The 16,769-nt window shown below is 29.2% G+C and carries 16 protein-coding genes; 14 read left to right on the top strand and 2 right to left on the bottom strand.

The genetic code is table 11. The annotated features are described in order from the left end of the window. Nucleotides 1–55 precede the first annotated feature (55 nt). The 9 genes from ACIJYB_RS05515 to ACIJYB_RS05475 all read left to right on the top strand — a co-directional run bounded on the left by ACIJYB_RS05515 (nucleotide 56) and on the right by ACIJYB_RS05475 (nucleotide 10,841). Nucleotides 56–1,378: a glycosyltransferase family 39 protein gene (locus ACIJYB_RS05515; RefSeq protein WP_435150425.1), complete on the top strand. Its 1,323-nt coding sequence runs from the start codon at nucleotides 56–58 to the stop codon at nucleotides 1,376–1,378. Between the two features lie 2 nt (nucleotides 1,379–1,380). Beyond that, complete coding sequence (locus tag ACIJYB_RS05510) at nucleotides 1,381–2,253, top strand: glycosyltransferase family 2 protein (RefSeq protein ID WP_435150423.1); 873 nt, start codon at nucleotides 1,381–1,383, stop codon at nucleotides 2,251–2,253. Between the two features lie 2 nt (nucleotides 2,254–2,255). Further along, complete coding sequence (locus tag ACIJYB_RS05505; protein ID WP_435150421.1) at nucleotides 2,256–3,701, top strand: DUF1800 family protein; 1,446 nt, start codon at nucleotides 2,256–2,258, stop codon at nucleotides 3,699–3,701. Next, on the top strand, nucleotides 3,698–4,867 hold the full coding sequence (locus ACIJYB_RS05500; protein ID WP_435150419.1) for a DUF1501 domain-containing protein: 1,170 nt from the start codon (nucleotides 3,698–3,700) through the stop codon (nucleotides 4,865–4,867). Before ACIJYB_RS05505 ends, ACIJYB_RS05500 begins: the two co-directional genes overlap by 4 nt. A 120-nt stretch (nucleotides 4,868–4,987) precedes the next feature. Next, nucleotides 4,988–6,349 (top strand): hypothetical protein, encoded by a 1,362-nt coding sequence (locus ACIJYB_RS05495; RefSeq protein ID WP_435150417.1) that lies wholly within the window; start codon nucleotides 4,988–4,990, stop codon nucleotides 6,347–6,349. Further along, nucleotides 6,346–7,488, top strand: coding sequence for a hypothetical protein (locus ACIJYB_RS05490; RefSeq protein WP_435150416.1), 1,143 nt, complete (start codon nucleotides 6,346–6,348; stop codon nucleotides 7,486–7,488). Before ACIJYB_RS05495 ends, ACIJYB_RS05490 begins: the two co-directional genes overlap by 4 nt. Then, nucleotides 7,489–8,952, top strand: coding sequence for an alginate lyase family protein (locus ACIJYB_RS05485; protein ID WP_435150414.1), 1,464 nt, complete (start codon nucleotides 7,489–7,491; stop codon nucleotides 8,950–8,952). It begins immediately after the preceding gene. Continuing rightward, nucleotides 8,952–9,818 carry a heparin lyase I family protein gene (locus tag ACIJYB_RS05480; RefSeq protein WP_435150412.1) on the top strand — a complete coding sequence of 289 codons (867 nt, stop codon included), beginning with the start codon at nucleotides 8,952–8,954 and terminating at the stop codon, nucleotides 9,816–9,818. The genes ACIJYB_RS05485 and ACIJYB_RS05480 overlap by 1 nt, the downstream gene beginning before the upstream one ends. A gap of 6 nt (nucleotides 9,819–9,824) precedes the next feature. After that, a complete protein-coding gene (locus ACIJYB_RS05475) occupies nucleotides 9,825–10,841 on the top strand; it encodes a hypothetical protein (RefSeq protein WP_435150410.1) in 1,017 nt (338 codons plus the stop codon). On the opposite strand, the gene ACIJYB_RS05470 is transcribed toward ACIJYB_RS05475, so the two are convergent. Both ACIJYB_RS05470 and ACIJYB_RS05465 read right to left on the bottom strand, forming a co-directional pair. Then, the gene (locus tag ACIJYB_RS05470; RefSeq protein ID WP_435085315.1) at nucleotides 10,834–12,114 is read right to left on the bottom strand and encodes a Y-family DNA polymerase; all 1,281 of its coding nucleotides are present in this window, start codon (nucleotides 12,112–12,114) and stop codon (nucleotides 10,834–10,836) included. The two genes, ACIJYB_RS05475 and ACIJYB_RS05470, sit on opposite strands and share 8 nt — an antisense overlap. After that, nucleotides 12,092–12,487: a LexA family protein gene (locus ACIJYB_RS05465; RefSeq protein WP_028036578.1), complete on the bottom strand. Its 396-nt coding sequence runs from the start codon at nucleotides 12,485–12,487 to the stop codon at nucleotides 12,092–12,094. Before ACIJYB_RS05465 ends, ACIJYB_RS05470 begins: the two co-directional genes overlap by 23 nt. A gap of 171 nt (nucleotides 12,488–12,658) precedes the next feature. Between ACIJYB_RS05465 and ACIJYB_RS05460 the strand changes: the two genes are divergently transcribed. The 5 genes from ACIJYB_RS05460 (at nucleotide 12,659) to recA (ending at nucleotide 16,718) form a co-directional block, all read left to right on the top strand. Beyond that, entirely contained in the window at nucleotides 12,659–12,847 is a 189-nt protein-coding gene (locus ACIJYB_RS05460) for a hypothetical protein (protein ID WP_435150409.1), read from the top strand. A gap of 23 nt (nucleotides 12,848–12,870) precedes the next feature. Further along, entirely contained in the window at nucleotides 12,871–13,236 is a 366-nt protein-coding gene (locus ACIJYB_RS05455; protein WP_435085312.1) for a GFA family protein, read from the top strand. A 7-nt stretch (nucleotides 13,237–13,243) separates the two neighbouring features. Further along, nucleotides 13,244–14,173: a uridine kinase gene (locus ACIJYB_RS05450; RefSeq protein WP_435150407.1), complete on the top strand. Its 930-nt coding sequence runs from the start codon at nucleotides 13,244–13,246 to the stop codon at nucleotides 14,171–14,173. Continuing rightward, nucleotides 14,170–15,462: a TolC family outer membrane protein gene (locus ACIJYB_RS05445; RefSeq protein WP_435150405.1), complete on the top strand. Its 1,293-nt coding sequence runs from the start codon at nucleotides 14,170–14,172 to the stop codon at nucleotides 15,460–15,462. The genes ACIJYB_RS05450 and ACIJYB_RS05445 overlap by 4 nt, the downstream gene beginning before the upstream one ends. Nucleotides 15,463–15,569: 107 nt before the next feature. After that, entirely contained in the window at nucleotides 15,570–16,718 is a 1,149-nt protein-coding gene (gene recA, locus ACIJYB_RS05440) for a recombinase RecA (protein ID WP_435150403.1), read from the top strand. The last annotated feature ends 51 nt before the right edge of the window (nucleotides 16,719–16,769 follow it).

The following is a 16,769-nucleotide window of genomic DNA, read 5'->3' as shown; positions in this document are numbered from 1 at the left end:
TATATTCAGCAAATTAGGGGTGTCAAGCGAGTGTAATTGTTATAAATATTTATAAATGACCAATAATAATAGAAATATAAATAATATATTTTATATTTTCGTTACATCAAATCTTATATTTTGGACTTTAGTTCCATCCATAGCAAATCATAATTTACCACTAGATACTATTGAGGCATTAGCATGGGGAAGTAACTTAGATTGGGGATTTAATAAACACCCACCAATGAGTGCCTTTTTTCCAGAAGTTTTTTATCAAATTTTTGGATCCCAAGATTGGTCATATTATTTGTTAAGTCAAATTTTTATGCTTATTTCTTTTTTTTATGTATTTAAATTTTCTAAAGAATTTTTTAATAATAATTTACTAGGTTTAATTTCAGTCTTACTAATAGAAGCTATTTATTTTTATAATTTTACCACTCCAGAATTTAACGTAAATGTTTGTCAGCTGCCTTTTTGGTCATTAACAGTTTATTTTTCATGGAAAATTTATAATAGTAAAGAGGTAAAATTTTCTGATTGTTTTTTAGTTGGGTTGTTTGCGGCTTTCGGTTTTTTATCTAAATATTTGTTTGTTTATCTTTTGGCCTCAATAGATCTCTTATTCATATATTTAATTTATATAAAAAAAGATAGAAAATTTGATTTTAAATATTTAATAACGTTAGAAGTATTTTTGATTATTTTAGTACCTCATTTAATTTGGCTTAATAATAATGAATTTATTACAATAACCTACGGACTTGCTAGAACTGGATTAGAACAATCTAATTTAATTGATCATATTAAGTTCCCACTTATTTTTCTCTTGAAACAAGTTTTATTATTAATTCCATTCTTAATTTTAGTTTGGTTGTTAGTAAAAAAAATCAAAATCAAATTTAAATTTAAAGATAAAAAACTACTTTTTTTGTTAGCTATTAACATTTTACCAATCATTTTAATGTTTTTAACTTCAGTAGTTACAGGCTCTAAAGTTAGAACAATGTGGATGACACCGTTTTATTTGTTTTTTGGAACTTTATTTGTTTATTTATTTCAAGCTCAAATAAACATTAAAAAATTAAAACCATTTGTGATTGGATTTATCTTTTTTTTCTTTTTATCACCCATACTTTATTCCTTTGTCTCAATATCAATGGATAACAAAAGAACAGATTATCCAGGTAAAGAAATTGCTATTAAAACTCAGTATGCTTGGGATCAACAATTTAACTCAAAGATAAATGTGGTTTATGGAAACGAGTGGAATGCTGGAAATTTATCATATCATCTTCAATCAAGGCCTGTTTGGGAAGGAGCTATTGTAAGAGAAAAACTCGATCAGTTGAAAGACTATATGTGTCTTGATAATGTCTGTGTTGGTTCAAAATAGTTATGAAAAAATATTCAATTTTAATTCCAATTTATAATGACAGAGAGAGCTTAACTAAGTTAATTGAAAATATAAATTCTGAAATAAAAGATTTAAATTCAGAGATATCAATTGTTGTTATTAACGATGCATCTTCCCATCAGATAATTGATGAATATCAAAATACTGAAAATATTAATTCTATTGAAATTATTAATATGAAAGAGAACAGGGGACACGCACGATGTATTGCCTCTGGACTTAAATATATCTTTGAGAAAAAAGAATTTGATTATGTAATACCTATGGATGGCGATGGTGAGGATAGACCAGAGGAAATTAAAAATTTTATTCAACTTGCAGATCAATCAGAAGATAAAACTATAATTGGTGAAAGAGTAAAAAGATCTGAAAGTTTAATATTTAAATTTTGTTATCAAGCTCATAAAATTTTAACTTTAGCATTTACTAATCAATCTATAAAGTTTGGTAATTTCACTTGTTTATCTAAATCAACAGTTGAGAAAATGCTTAATGAAAAAGCGACTTGGAATAGTTTTTCTGGTTCTTTAAAAAAGATAGAAAAAAATTTATTATCTATTCCTTCTATAAGAGGCACTAGGTATTTTGGTCCATCAAAAATGAGTTTTTTTAATTTATTAAAACACTCTCTTTCTATGATTAGTGTTTTTAGAAAAACGGTTCTAATTCGTTCAGCATTATTTATAGTTTTTTATATTCTTTTAATAAAAAGTAATGCTTCTATTATCACTTCACTACCACTAGTTTTATTATTGATAATGATTTATTCGATTTCTAATCTAGCTCTAAGAGAAAATATGAGTGAATTTGACAAATCACTAGAAAACATAAATAATATTGATACAGTTAAATAGTTATGAAAAGCTTTTTTAGAAAAGTTGGTTTTGGTCTGAAACCTGGAGAGAAAGCTCCATCTGATCCACTATCTTGGGCTCAAAAACAAGTTGAAACAATACCTGAATTAAATTGGAAGGGTAAATATATTTTTTCTGAAAAAGAAATGAGAAAACATTGGATCAAACAAAGAGTTACTGAAGAAACCACTTTTAAAAAGAAATATAAAAATGATCCTGAAGGGTTAAGAATAGCTGAAAAGAAACTTGAAGATGATAGTGGGGCAAAATTTTGGCCTAATAACGAAATTTGTATCAGACATGCAGAAGCAGTAAGAAGCGATAACCCTGTACTTGCTAAACTTTGGTATTTTTGGACCAATCATTTTACAATAAGTGACACTCAAAGGTTACCAAGCTTTTCAACAGGAGCTTATCAAAGAGAATTCATAAGAGCTAACATGGACAAAACTTTTGAAACTATGGCAATAGAAGGAACTATTGCATGGCCGATGATAATGCATCTAGATAATAAAGATAATATTGGACCAAAATCTATAAGTGGAAAAGAAGATTGGCGTAAGAAAGAAAATGAACCTGCAACAATAAATGAAAATCATGCTAGAGAATTAATGGAACTTCATACGGTTTCACCAAAGGCTGGTTATACTCAAGAAGATGTCATGGGACTTGCATGCATAATGACGGGCTGGAGACCAAAGTGGACAAAATCAAAAGATCAAGGAACAGATATTAGATTTATGTCAAAGCGACATGAGCCAGGAAAAAAATATGTTTTTGGTAAAGAGTATAAAGCAGGAAAAAAAAGTTTGAAAATTGCTATTAAAGATTTGGTAAATCATCCTTCATGTAGAGAATTTATAGCAACAAAACTTTGTAGGTATCTAATTACTGACAACCCAACAAAAGAGATGATTGCTCCAATTATTAAAGCTTGGGAACAATCAGATGGACATCTACCAGAAGTTCATAAAGCTGCAATTAAAGTTGCATTTGAATACAATGATAAATATAAAAAATTTCAAAACCCTGAAAATTGGTGGTTGCAAACTATAAATATGTCAGGCGCTACATACGCATATCCAATACCAGAAAAGAAGATGGATAAGTTTGAATTAGGTAATTTAATTAGTCAAGAGTTGAGAGAACCTGATCGGTTGTTAAAAGATATAGGTTATCATCCATATAGATCCAAACAACCTAATGGATATTCAGATTTATCAACTGATTGGTTATCTACTGAATTGATAATTAGAAGATTAATGTATGCGAAAAGAGCTTTTCATACATACAAAATTAAAGATCAGATAGACGATACTATTCATGAAAAAATTATTCGAACAAATTTTGATAATCCAGACAAAATTTTAAAGATAGTTTCAAAAGCTAAAAGTAATGAAGAAAAGCATATGATTTTATTTAATTTACCAGAGGTATTAAGAGCATGAAGATATCAAGAAGAGATTTTTTAAAAGGTTCAGCTACAACTTTATTTTTAGCAGGATTTAATCTTCCAGCTTTAGCTTCATCATCAAGGAAAAAGAACTTAGTGGTAATTATGTTACGTGGAGGTATGGATGGTCTTTGTGCGGTACCTATAATTGGAGACAAAAATTTTGAAAAAAGACGAAAAAATATCTTAATTGAAGATACAATAAAACTTAATTCTGATTTTGCTTTGCATCCAAGATTAATAGGATTTAATAAATGTTGGAATGATAATACAGGATCAATAGTTCATGCAACTAGTATTCCCTACACGCAAAGATCACATTTTGAAGGCCAAAATTTAATGGAGTCAGGTGGAAAAATTGCCTACCAAGAAAAAACAGGATGGGTTGGAAGAGCAATGAAGCTAGCGAAACTACAAGGTGATGGATTAGCACTATCATTACCAATGCCATTATTGCTTAGAGGTATTCCAAAAAATAATAACTATTTTCCAGCAGATGGAAAACTTCCACAGAAAGACACTTTGGATCTTTTAAGATCAGTTTATGCCGAAAGCTCAGAAGATGAGCTTTACGAGATGATGGACTTCATTAAAAAAAGAAAAGATGAACAAATGATGGGCGGCGGTTCCTATCGTCGTGGAAAAAGAAAAAATAAAAATCTTGCAAGACAAGCAGCTACATATTTGAGAAAATCAGATGGTCCAAGAGTAGCAGTGTTTGAAGTTAATGGTTTTGATACTCACGCAGCACAAGGGGGTGTGGATGGCACTCATACAAAATGTTTAGTTGAAATGGATGAAATTATTAATAATTTGAAGGATAATCTTCAGGAAGCTTACAAAGATACAATTATTTTAACAGTGACTGAGTTTGGTAGAACCATAAAACAAAACGGAGGAAATGGAACTGAGCATGGCTATGGAACCGCAATATTTATGGCAGGGGGTTTATTAAAGAAAAGCCAAGTTCATACAGATTGGCCAGGTTTAAAGAAAAAAGAATTATATCAAGGCAGAGATCTTAACGCTACAATTGATGCTAGATCCGTTTATGCATCAGCAATGTCCACTGTTTTTGATTTAGATTTCAAACGTATTCAAAAAGAAGTTTTTTGGGGTGAGGATTTACAAAATCTTTCCGACAAGCTCTTTAAAGCTTAATAAATAAACCTATTTTGTTTTTTATTTATTTTGACCGTATCTTTAATATTTGCTAAGTTTGTAATATTATAACAAAGTCTGGTTGTGCTGACTTTTAAATCAAGGGACAACATATAAATTATGAAAAATATAATTTTAATTGTTGTATTAATCTTTTCATTTCAAAACAATCTATTTGCTTCTGAGGCCTCCAACCAAAATCAATTCAATCAATGGCTTTTAGAAAACGGTTATCATCAATATGTAAACTTAGAACCAAACCCAATTTGCAAAGAAGAACCAAAATATAGCAATAATTGGTATTATAATAAATGTGATCAATTTCAAGGATCTAACAATCTAGATATCAAGATAGATAATAAAGCATTATCAGGCACAAATATTGCTTATCACTCAAACCCAAATAGAGACACCTTGATTTATTATTTATGGAAATACTCTTATAGAGATAGAGGCTCACATTTAAAAGAGTTTAAAACAACAAATAGTTCCTACGATTTTAAATTTAACTTAATGGAAGATAAATTTTTAAAAAAACAAATGAAAACTAAAGGTATCCTTAGTTATTTATATTATCAAGATGGTGAAGTATTGATTGACGAACTTTCTCCTAAAGAAAGACTGGGAGAATTTTTGAATAATGAAACAAAATTTTATTCAATGTCAATGGGTAAGTCAGTAACTTCTTATTTAGTAGGTCACGCAATATGTGAGGGTTATATCGATGGAGTTGATGCAAGAGTAAATGACTGGCCTGTAATTAAAGATTCACTTTATCATGATCAAAAATTAATTAATTTTTTAAATATGAATACTGGTGATCAAAAATATATTGATGAATTTGAAGATGGTACCAGTAAATTAGGTGCATATGAAGATAGAGATATTGAAACAACTATGCGCTCACACTTTAGAAACAAAAATACAAAAAAATCTAAAGAGAAATACAATTATAATGGATTTGTTACTCAGTTAATTTTAAACTATATGAAATTTAAAATCGGTGAAGATTATGACAAATTTTATAGCAAAGTTTTCAATGATAAGATAAAGATCAAAAATAGCATTCGTTATGGCTATACTAGTTTTCAAGAAAAGAATGGAAATGGACATCCCAACATAATGGCAACAAGATTTGACTATCTTAGAATTGCAAAAGCTATAATGGATGATTATCAGAATGATACTTGTGTTGGAAAATATTTAAAAGAAATTTATAAAAGAAGAATACCAAAAGGAAGCAAAGAAAAAGAAGAGCCTTTATTTAATCGCACAAAATCATATGGGGGTCAATTTCATATGGATTTTCCAGGATTAAAAGACAAAATTATATTTGGCATGGGTGGCTATGGCGGGAATATGATTTTAATTGATGTGGAAAATTCAAGAATACTGGTTGTTAATTCACTCCATTATAATAATAAAAAATATAAATATAATCACAAAAAACTACTACACGATCGGTTTAAAAAAGGTAAATGAAAAAAATCTTAATAGTTATTTGTATATTAATATTTTCAACTTCAACTTACGCAAATAAAAACAAAAATACTTGGGATTATCCACTTAGAGATTATGAAGGTTGGGTAGTTAAAGGATCAGAAAATCACTACAAGTTTAAATCAAATCTAAGACAAGATAAAAATGTTTTAAAAGAATTTAAAAATAATAAAAACACTGGAATTATTAGTTACTTACTTTTTGAAAATGATCAAATTGTAATTGATGAGTCTGATATACCATCTTCAGTTCAAGGGGATAAAATTATTAACGGTATGCTTCCATCGCACTCAATGGGTAAAAGTTTAGTGTCTTATGTAACAGGGCACGCAATCTGCGAAGGTTATATTGATAATATAAATGTAAAATTAGATGATTGGCCTTTAATTCAAAATACCCTTTATCAAGACTCAATACTGCTTGATCTTTTGAATATGAAAGGTGGGGATCAAAAATGGGTTGGTGAAAGAAGAAATGTTGGTTCCGACAACAGGATCAAAGGTTTGAAAAAAGAAGAAAATGTAAATGTAATTGGTCTTGTTAAGGTGATGAATAAATATTTAAGAGGTACAGAAAAAAGTAAATTAATTTATAATTACAGTGCTCTGACTACTAATGTGATTATGAATTATGTGAAATTTAAAGCTGGTGATAATTGGGATAAATTATTACATAAAGTATTCAATGAACATGTTGGAGTTAAAAATAAAGTACAATTTCAAAAATCTAGAAAATATTTAAAATATGAAGACTTTGTTTCTGCAAGATACTCCTTTTATGCAAATAGATATGATTACTTAAGAATTGCTAAAACAATGATGGATGATTGGCATAATGATACTTGTGCTGGTAAATATTTAAAAAATATTTATGAAAATAGAATTAAAAAGAAAGATAACACAAAACATGCAACAGACGTAGGCCTTTATACAAAATCATATGGCGGTCAAATTCATTTTGATATTTTTGGAATTGATAAGAAGAGAATAATTTTAGGATTAAGTGGATTTGCGGGCCAGCAAATTTTAATTGATTTGGATAATAAAAGGATAATAGTAGTTAGTTCATTATATAGAAATTATAATTGGAAAAAAATTGTTCATTCAGTGATTAAAGGTTAAATGAAAAATTTTTTTATCATTATACTAACTTTAAGTTTTTTAATATTTGGAAAAGTCTCTGCAGAGGGCTTAAAAAATCCTGGAGATATAATGGTTGATTTTGAAAGTTTTTCTCCTGCGAATTGTGATTATCAATGTTTTGAAAAAATTGATGAAAGTTATATTTTACCAGATTTTCCAGATACCTTTACTGATAAATGGTTGGATGAAAATTTATTAAGAGAAGGAAAAAAATATTTTAACATGAAGCAGTGGATTTATGAAGCTCCTGACAATATAAATGCTGTATCAAGAGCTTGTCTAATTGGTGAAAAGAAAGCTTGTAAAAAAATAATATCAAGCATGGAAAAAATAATTAAAAATGATCTATTAAAACCTACTAACTGGTCTGAATGGCCGCATGATTATAAAAAAATTAAAAGTTCTGAAGCTGTTTTTTTATTTGAAAAATATTTTGGTGCGCCAATGATTGAGGCCTATGCAATTGCTTTAAAAGCCGAAAATATGAAACCTGTAGCTGGTTTTAAGAAATGGTTTTATGATAGATATGAACCAAACCTAAAATATTACACTCATACTCAAAAAAATTGTAAATTTGAAAGTCTTAAAAAATATAATTTATGTAAGAAGAAAGTTCCTCAAAATCATTTACTTGAATTAACAAACATGCATTTAGGAGCATTATCAATACTTAATGATAAAAAAGGTTTTGAAAAAGAATTAGAGTTTTGGGATTTATATTTATTAACAATGACAAAATCAGGTGCATTTCCCCTAGAGGCTCAAAGAGGTGCTCATGCAATAGGTTATACCGCTAAAACAATAATGGGTTTGATTAAGATGGCTCATATTGCTGAAATACAAGGTTATAGTTTATGGGATAGAAAGTATAAAAAAGAATATCAAAATTTACATCATGCTATTGAATTTCTAATAAAAACCTTAAACAATAACAAACTTATTTGGAAACATGCAAAAGTGAATGATAGTGTAGGCAGTGCCAAAAAATATAAAAAAACTCACTCAAAACATTTTCCATCTGAACTAAGCTTTTATTCATTTTATAAAGAAAAATTTCCAAATCATCCAAATATTAAAAAATTTGAAAATTTGGTATTTGATAAAAGAATGTGTGATGTACCAAAAAAACAAAGAATGAAGTATTGTACATCAAAAAATCAAGAAGTTACTTTTAAAGAAATTTTAAAATCAGATACTAAAAAATTAAAAAAACAAAACGATTTCATGGGAGAGCGATGTTATTACTTTACTGGAAAATACAAACCAGAGATAAGAAACAACTTTGTAGTTGTTATAAAAAATAAAAAAAATGAAAAATATTTATTTAAAATCAAAGGTCCATCTAAAAAAATTGCAGAGGGTGTTGGTTTAAAGAATTGCAAAAGTAAACATTCTGAGGGCTGCTATGTTCATTACTCAAGTCAGATCGCTTTCGGAGGATAATGAAAAAATTTTTAGCAGTCGTGGTTCTGGGTTTGTTATTAATTCCTTCCCTGGCAATATCCAAAACATTTAAAGATGAAGAGGGAAAATTTGGTTTAAAAACCAAGAATAGTGGTTTTAAGTTTCATAAAAACTTTATGGATCACAATGATTACAACTTTCAATACATTAAAGATGAAACAAAAGCACGTGCTGGAAAATATTTTCAGCGATTTGAACTTAGAGATGGTGATTGCTTTAGAGATGATTTTTGGAGTGATTGTGACACTGATCGAGAAAGAGTTGAGTTTTCAACAAAACCAAGACAGGCTCCAAAAGGAAAACAGTGCTATGGATTTAGTTTAATGTTATCTAAAGATTTTTTTGATGTAGCTCCAGCAAGTACTACTTTAGGTCAAGTTCATCAAATTGGTGGTCCTACAGGTACAGCATCAGGTGGCCTAGCTTCTTTTCCACCCTTGATTCAAATTGATGCACATAAAGGATATTTATTTTTTAATTGGCACGAACTTAGTGGTTCAGCAACAGACGTTATTGATAAATCAGTATATACTACATTAAAGCCACTAAGAAAAATGAAAGACGTTTGGACAGATATTTCTTTTTGTTTAGATTTTAAAAATAAAAGAATAGATGCATGGGTGGATGGTATTAAAAAAGTAGAAATATTAAAATCTCCAATTTTTTTTAAACCAGAAGGAATATATTTTAAGCATGGAATATATCGTAATTTAATTAGTAAGTACAAAGAGCTCAAAAATCGTAAAATGCCAACTCAAGTTGTTTTTTATGATGAGGTTAGAAGAGGAAAATCAATTAAAAAAGTAGACAGAAATATCAACCCAAAACTTAAGCCTGTTGATTAATTTAAAATGAAAAAAATTATATTTTTTAATATTTTAATTTTTTTCATTTTTTCATTAAAATTTTCTTATTCTGAGTCAAGATTTGGTGAGTTAACAGAAATGCGCGATGAAAGAATGAGAGGAAAAGAGGGTCAATGGGTAAGGCCACATCCAGGACCTTTTGTATGGAATAAAATTGAAAGGAAACAAGGAAGTTATTCCTGGGATGAAGCTGATGTGCAAGTTGTTTATGCTCAAGAACATAATCAAAAAATCATAGCAACTATTTGGCCGTACTCTAATTGGGAACAAAAATCTTGTAAAAGAAAAAAAGCAAGAAGTCCTTTTGGTAAACATTTTTCAAAGTATTTAAGCAAACCTTGTTCAATGGATAATTATAAAACTTTTCTTTTAGCACTAGTAGATCGTTATGATGGAGATGGTAATAATGATATGCAAGGATTAACTAAGCCAATTTTATATTGGGAGATAATGAACGAACCAGAATTTAAGATGTTCTTTAAAGGAAAGAAAGATGAGTTTATAGAAATTTTTAATTTTTCTTCAAAAATTATTAAAGAAAAACAAAAAGACTCTATAATAGTTATGGCAGGTGCTGCTGGAATGTTTCCAGAAAATAAAAAGTTTTGGAAATATGTTTTACCAAAAATAAAAGATAATTTTGATATTGCTAATATTCATCACATAAGCACTCCTGATGGAAAATGTGATAAAGAGCTTTGGGTAGATGAGTTTGCAGCCTTATTAAAAAGTGTAGATGTTGATAAGCCTATTTGGTTAACAGAAGCCATGACCTGTGGTCCCCCAGTAAAAGCTTGGATAAATGCATTTTTAAACGGAGCGGATGTTATTGTTGATGTTGGTGTTAATGCACCAGGTAAGAAGATGAGTAAAAAGGGTAGAAAAAATTTAAATGATTTTATTACTAATTATGATGGTTTTTCATCTCTAAAACGTGTCTCAAAAACAGAAGTAGAATTTCAATATAAAGACGGTTCTACTAAGGCTTTTAAACTTAATTAACTCTAATTGTTGGAAGACTATAAAAATCAGCTGTATCTATCTTGGAAGAATATTCTCTTTTCATGTTCCATTTCTTTTGAACACCAGCACTTGCAACACTTAAAGTAGATCTTCCATATCGATGATTAGTATTATCAATAGATCTCATTAAACTATTTATCTTTTCATCTTTTTCAGATGAAAATAAGTTTGTTTTTTCATTAGCATTTGAAAGTCCTGTAAGCATTACTCCTGCTTTTTGATATTGATAACCATTTTTGAAAATTGTTTCCAAAATTGTTACTGCGGTTTTAACTATTTCAATACTGTTATTTGTTGCAATTGGAAAATCAATAGTCTTTGCATTTGAATAGTAACCATAGTTCCTTTGAAAGGGACTGGTTCTAACAAATACTGTGATTGCTTTTGCAACCAACGATTCTGATCTAATTTTTTCAGATGCATTTAAACAATAATTTGCAACTGCTTCTTTTAATTCTTGAAATCTTTCAACTCTTTTCCCAAACGATCTTGATACAACACAACTTTTTCTTTTTGTAGTAGTTGTCTCCAAATTAATACAAGGAATCCCTTTAAGTTCCATTGCAGTTCTTGAGCCCAAAACATTAGAAGATTTCTTAATCCAGCTGTTAGATTTATTCTTAAGTTGCTTTGCATTATAAACTCCATTTTTATTATAAAATTTTGTTAATTGTTTACCAACACCCCAGACATCATTAATTTCAATTTTTTCAAGCACAGGATCTAAGTTATCAATTCCAATTAGGCTAGTAACTCCTGATTGCTTTTTCTTTGCAATTTGATTTGCGATTTTACTCAAGGTTTTTGTTTTAGCAATTCCAATACTAGTTGGAATACCAGTCCATTGTAAAACTGTTTCCCTAATCTCTTTTCCAATTTTTTCTACATCTTGATCTGGAAAATTTGATAAATCTAAAAATGCTTCGTCAATAGAATAAATTTCCATATCTGAATTAAATCTTTTAAGAGTTCGCATTACTCTTCTAGATAAATCACCATACAAAGAATAATTAGATGAAAAAACTTCTACTTTATTTTTGATGATAATATCTTTTGCTTTAAAATAGGGTTCACCCATTTTAATTCCTAAAGCTTTTGCTTCAGTAGATCTTGAAATGATACAACCATCATTATTGGATAAAACGACAACAGGCTTTCTTCTTATTTTAGGATTGAATAATCTTTCACACGAAACATAAAAAGAATTACAATCAACTAATGCTATTTTTTTAGTACGTAGAATGGATGACATAAGTTACAACTCCCCAAATAAAGATATCTTGTTCTTCGTTAATTAAAATTCTGTCAGTAAACTCTTTAGATCCTGACGTTAAAAATTTTTTATCTCTTTCTTGAACTAAACTTTTAACCACAAGTTCGTCATGAACATTAGCAATCACCGTTGAAAAGTTTTTTGGTTTCAAACTTTTGTCGACAACCAATAAATCTCCATCATTAATTCCAACATCGACCATTGATTTACCTTGCACTCTGATAATGAAAGTTGCTGGAACATTTCTTATCAAATGCATATTTAAATCAATATCTTCTTCGATATAATCAGTTGCAGGAGAAGGGAAACCAGCGCCTGCTTTATGTAGATAATATGGGATTGTTAGTTTCATGTTCTTGTTTTGTTCTACTTTATAGACTAGTTATACAATACACGCAATAGGTTGTATTTTGAGTCTGTAACTGAATCAAAAGTGAATCAAAACGTGAACATCCAAAACCACATTTTGTGCTATTGTGGATAACTCTAACCACTAGTAGTTTAAATTTAAGAAAATAGATTAATGATTTGTATTAAAGCCAAAATACCAGAAGAGTTAAACGATATAGAGGATGAGTTAAAAGCTATTTATCATAGCAAAGATACAGTTTGTTTTTATATATTTAAAACAAGAGAATTGAGAAATGAATTTATAGAAAAAACTAAAGGGATGAATAAAGATAGTAGGGAGCAAATTTATAAAGAGTATTAATTAAATTAGGATAGAGGAGTTATATGAAATTAAATTGTCACTGTGGAGCTATCGAAGCTGAAATTAATGTTCCAATTAATGAATTAGCAAAAATTGTTAAATGTAATTGCTCTATCTGTAAAAGAAAAAATGCAACTATGGGAATGGTTAAGAATGAAGATTTTAAAGTTACCAAAGGAGAAGATAAGTTAAGTCTTTATCAATATCATACAAAAGTTGCTAACCACTACTTTTGTAAAGAGTGTGGAATTTATACTCATCACAATCCAAGAAGTGCACCTACAATGACGGGTTTTAATTTAGGCTGTGTGGATGAAGTTAAAGTAGAAGATTTAAAAGATGTAGCTTTCTTTGATGGTCTAAATCATCCAATGGATCAAAAAAAATAAAAGTTCAATGAAATTAGCTTCTGAATGTTTTAATACAGTTAAAAAAGATTGTTTTAGATTTATTAAATCACAGGAAACCCCAACAGAAAAGTTTGGTAACAAAGATGGAATGCTCAGGTCTTTTTTAATTCCAATGTGTTTTTGGATTGCAAAAAAAGCAAATAATAAAAAACCTTACTTTGTTGGTTTGGCAGGTGGGCAGGGAACTGGCAAAACAACTACAAGTTCAATTGTAAAAATTATACTCGAAAAATATTTTAAACTTAAAGTATTTAAAATTTCCATTGATGATTTTTATAAAACTCGAAAAGAAAGATTAAATTTATCGAAAAAAGTTCATCCGATGCTAATGACAAGAGGAGTACCCGGAACCCATGATACACAAATGATGTTAAACTTTTTTAAAAAAGCAAAAAGTAAGAATTTTAAGAAAATAGAATTACCAAATTTTAATAAAGCAGTGGATGACAGATCTCCTAAAAAGAATTGGTATAAAATAAAAGAAAAACCTGATGTTATAATATTTGAAGGTTGGTGCGTAGGGGCTAAAGCAGAAATGAGCAAAACTCTTAAAAAATCAATTAATTCACTTGAAAAAGTTAATGATCAAAAACTTATTTGGAGAAAATATGTTAACCAAGAGTTAAAGACAAAATATAAGAAATTATATTCTCAACTAAATTGTATGATTTATTTAAAAGCAAAAAATTTTAGTTTGCTACAAAAATGGAGATTAAAGCAGGAGCACAAACTAAGGCTTAAAACTAAAAAATCATCTGGTCATAAAATAATGAACAAAGGAGATGTAATAAATTTTATGCAAACTTACCAAAGAATTACAGAGAACATGTTCAAAAAAATGCCCAAATATGCGTCTATTATTTTAAATTTAAACAGTAACCATCAAATAAAATCTGCTGTATATAAAGCAAAATGAAAAAAATATTTATACTAACTTGTCTAACATTATTTAACTTTAGCAATGTATCTGCTGTTACTTTGTATAATGCATTGAACCAAGCTTATCAAAATAATATTCAATTAAATGCAGAAAGAGAAAGTTTAAAAGCCTCTGAGCAAGATGTAAATATTTCAAAAGGTAACTACCTACCATCTTTGACTTTAAGTGGAACTCAAAGTCAAGAGGATACAAGTAAGCTTACAAATCGAGATGGTTCAAATGCTGCAATAACTGATGTGGATCCTTTTACTACTTCAATAAAATTAGAACAAACAATTTTAGATTTCGGAAGAGGTTTAGAGCTTAAAAAAAGTAAAGCAGGATTAGATTTAGCAAAAGCAAGATTAATTAAAAAAGAACAGGATGTTCTTCATAGTGCAATTGATGCTTATTCAAATTTAATTTTAGCAAGAGAAAAAAATGATATTAACGAAAAGAATTTAAATCTTTTAACCAGACAAGTTGAAAATGATAAAATTAGATTGGACCGTGGGCAAATTACAATTACTGATCTTGCACAGTCAGAGTCCTCATTTGCAGGAGCTCAAGCACAATTTACTCAAGCTAAAAGTGAATTGTTAATTGCTAAGTTAACTTATCAAAATATTATTGGAAAAATATCTGATGTTAATCAGTTAGAAAAAAGCTCAAATTCAATTGTAGGTGTTCCAAATTCTTTAAATGAAGCAATTGATTTATCAAAACAAAATAATCCAGATATTAAAATTGCAAAATTTGATTTAGTACAATCTGAAAAAGATTTATCAATCTCAAAATCAGATTTAGCACCAACTGCAACTTTATCTTTAGAAAAATCTTATGCTGACGATATTAGTTCAACATATGATGAAAGAGAGAAAGAAACTTTAAAAGCTACAGTTAGCTGGCCTTTTTTTTCAGGTGGAAAAAAATTCTCGACTATTAAAAAAAATTCAAATTTAACAACTAGAAAAAGATTATTATTAGATGATGCAGTTAGAACTAATGAAACTCATGTTGCAAGTGCATGGTCTAGCTTAGAGTCTTCAGAAAGTTTTTTAAATTCTGTAAAAGCCCAAGTAAGAGCAGCTCAAATAGCAAATGATGGAATTGCTGCAGAGTATGAAAGGGGATCAAGAACTACTCTTGATGTTATTCAATCAAACGCTTTATTGCTTTCAGCTCAAATCTCTTTAGCAAGTTCTGAAAAAAATTATCTTATGGCTCAGTATAACCTGCTAAAAGCAGTGGGACTTTTAAATAGCCAATATCTAAAACTTAAGTAATTATTTGTGTTTTTTGACTAAAAAATAAATATATTGCTAATGAGAACAAAATGTGTACATTTAGAGCATGATTCGAGAGTTAAAAAAATTAAAAAAAAAGGCTAAAAATGACTAAAAACAACTTAAAAGTAGTTAAAACTACAAAAGCGCAACAAGCAGAAGGCAGCGAAAAAAACAAAGCATTAGATGCAGCAATAGCACAAATTACTGACAATTTTGGAAAAGGCTCTGTAATGAAACTTGGCCAAAGAAAAGCAATGGATGTTGAGTCAATATCGACGGGTTCTTTAAGCTTAGACTTAGCGCTTGGAATAGGAGGCTTACCGAAAGGAAGAGTTGTTGAAGTTTATGGGCCAGAATCTTCAGGAAAAACAACATTAGCATTACAAGTTGTTGCAGAAGCACAAAAAGCTGGTGGAATATGTGCATTTGTTGACGCAGAGCATGCATTAGACCCAGTTTATGCAAAAAAACTTGGTGTAGATACAGAAGAATTATTAATTTCACAACCAGATACGGGTGAACAAGCTTTAGAAATAGCTGACACATTAGTTAAATCAGGTTCAGTTTCTGTAATTGTTGTTGACTCAGTTGCTGCATTAACTCCTAGAGCAGAAATTGAAGGAGAAATGGGAGATCATCACGTTGGTCTTCAATCAAGATTAATGAGTCAAGCTTTAAGAAAATTAACTGGCTCAATTTCAAGTACAAACACTATGATGATTTTTATTAATCAAATTAGAATGAAAATTGGAGTAATGTTTGGAAGCCCAGAAACTACTTCTGGGGGAAATGCACTTAAATTTTATTCATCTGTAAGAATGGATATTAGAAGAATTGGTGCAATTAAAAATGGTGATGAGATTATAGGCAACTCTACAAGAGTTAAAGTGGTTAAAAATAAAGTAGCCCCACCATTTAAAGTAGTTGAGTTTGATCTAATGTATGGAAAAGGTATTAGCAAAGTCGGTGAACTAGTTGACCTTGGAGCAAAAGCTGGAATAGTTGAAAAGTCTGGTGCTTGGTATGCTTATAAAGGCGAAAAGATAGGTCAAGGTAGAGAAAATGCTAAAATTTATTTAGAAGAAAACTCTAATATTGCTGCAGAAATAGAAATGGCAATAAGAGAAAAAGCAGGTGTAATTTCAAAAAAAATTGAAGGAAACCCTTTAGATCCAGAAAAAGCTGCAAAAGATCAAATTGAAGATCCAAAAGCAGCAACTAAAGAAGAAGTAGTTCCTACTAAAAAGAATTAGTTAAAAGGTCATCTTTAATTATTAAAAGGCGCTTAGTTTAAGCGCCTTTTT

This window comes from Candidatus Pelagibacter bacterium nBUS_44 (assembly GCF_051200895.1).
Lineage (GTDB): Bacteria > Pseudomonadota > Alphaproteobacteria > Pelagibacterales > Pelagibacteraceae > Pelagibacter.
The sequence above is the reverse complement of the archived record's forward strand: the minus strand, read 5'-3'. Positions and strand labels throughout refer to the sequence as shown.

Coding starts and splice junctions, on each gene's coding strand:
- ACIJYB_RS05515 (WP_435150425.1), top strand. CDS start 56: ATGACCAATAATAATAGAAATATAAATAATATATTTTATATTTTCGTT.
- ACIJYB_RS05510 (WP_435150423.1), top strand. CDS start 1,381: ATGAAAAAATATTCAATTTTAATTCCAATTTATAATGACAGAGAGAGC.
- ACIJYB_RS05505 (WP_435150421.1), top strand. CDS start 2,256: ATGAAAAGCTTTTTTAGAAAAGTTGGTTTTGGTCTGAAACCTGGAGAG.
- ACIJYB_RS05500 (WP_435150419.1), top strand. CDS start 3,698: ATGAAGATATCAAGAAGAGATTTTTTAAAAGGTTCAGCTACAACTTTA.
- ACIJYB_RS05495 (WP_435150417.1), top strand. CDS start 4,988: ATGAAAAATATAATTTTAATTGTTGTATTAATCTTTTCATTTCAAAAC.
- ACIJYB_RS05490 (WP_435150416.1), top strand. CDS start 6,346: ATGAAAAAAATCTTAATAGTTATTTGTATATTAATATTTTCAACTTCA.
- ACIJYB_RS05485 (WP_435150414.1), top strand. CDS start 7,489: ATGAAAAATTTTTTTATCATTATACTAACTTTAAGTTTTTTAATATTT.
- ACIJYB_RS05480 (WP_435150412.1), top strand. CDS start 8,952: ATGAAAAAATTTTTAGCAGTCGTGGTTCTGGGTTTGTTATTAATTCCT.
- ACIJYB_RS05475 (WP_435150410.1), top strand. CDS start 9,825: ATGAAAAAAATTATATTTTTTAATATTTTAATTTTTTTCATTTTTTCA.
- ACIJYB_RS05470 (WP_435085315.1), bottom strand. CDS start 12,114: ATGTCATCCATTCTACGTACTAAAAAAATAGCATTAGTTGATTGTAAT.
- ACIJYB_RS05465 (WP_028036578.1), bottom strand. CDS start 12,487: ATGAAACTAACAATCCCATATTATCTACATAAAGCAGGCGCTGGTTTC.
- ACIJYB_RS05460 (WP_435150409.1), top strand. CDS start 12,659: ATGATTTGTATTAAAGCCAAAATACCAGAAGAGTTAAACGATATAGAG.
- ACIJYB_RS05455 (WP_435085312.1), top strand. CDS start 12,871: ATGAAATTAAATTGTCACTGTGGAGCTATCGAAGCTGAAATTAATGTT.
- ACIJYB_RS05450 (WP_435150407.1), top strand. CDS start 13,244: ATGAAATTAGCTTCTGAATGTTTTAATACAGTTAAAAAAGATTGTTTT.
- ACIJYB_RS05445 (WP_435150405.1), top strand. CDS start 14,170: ATGAAAAAAATATTTATACTAACTTGTCTAACATTATTTAACTTTAGC.
- recA (WP_435150403.1), top strand. CDS start 15,570: ATGACTAAAAACAACTTAAAAGTAGTTAAAACTACAAAAGCGCAACAA.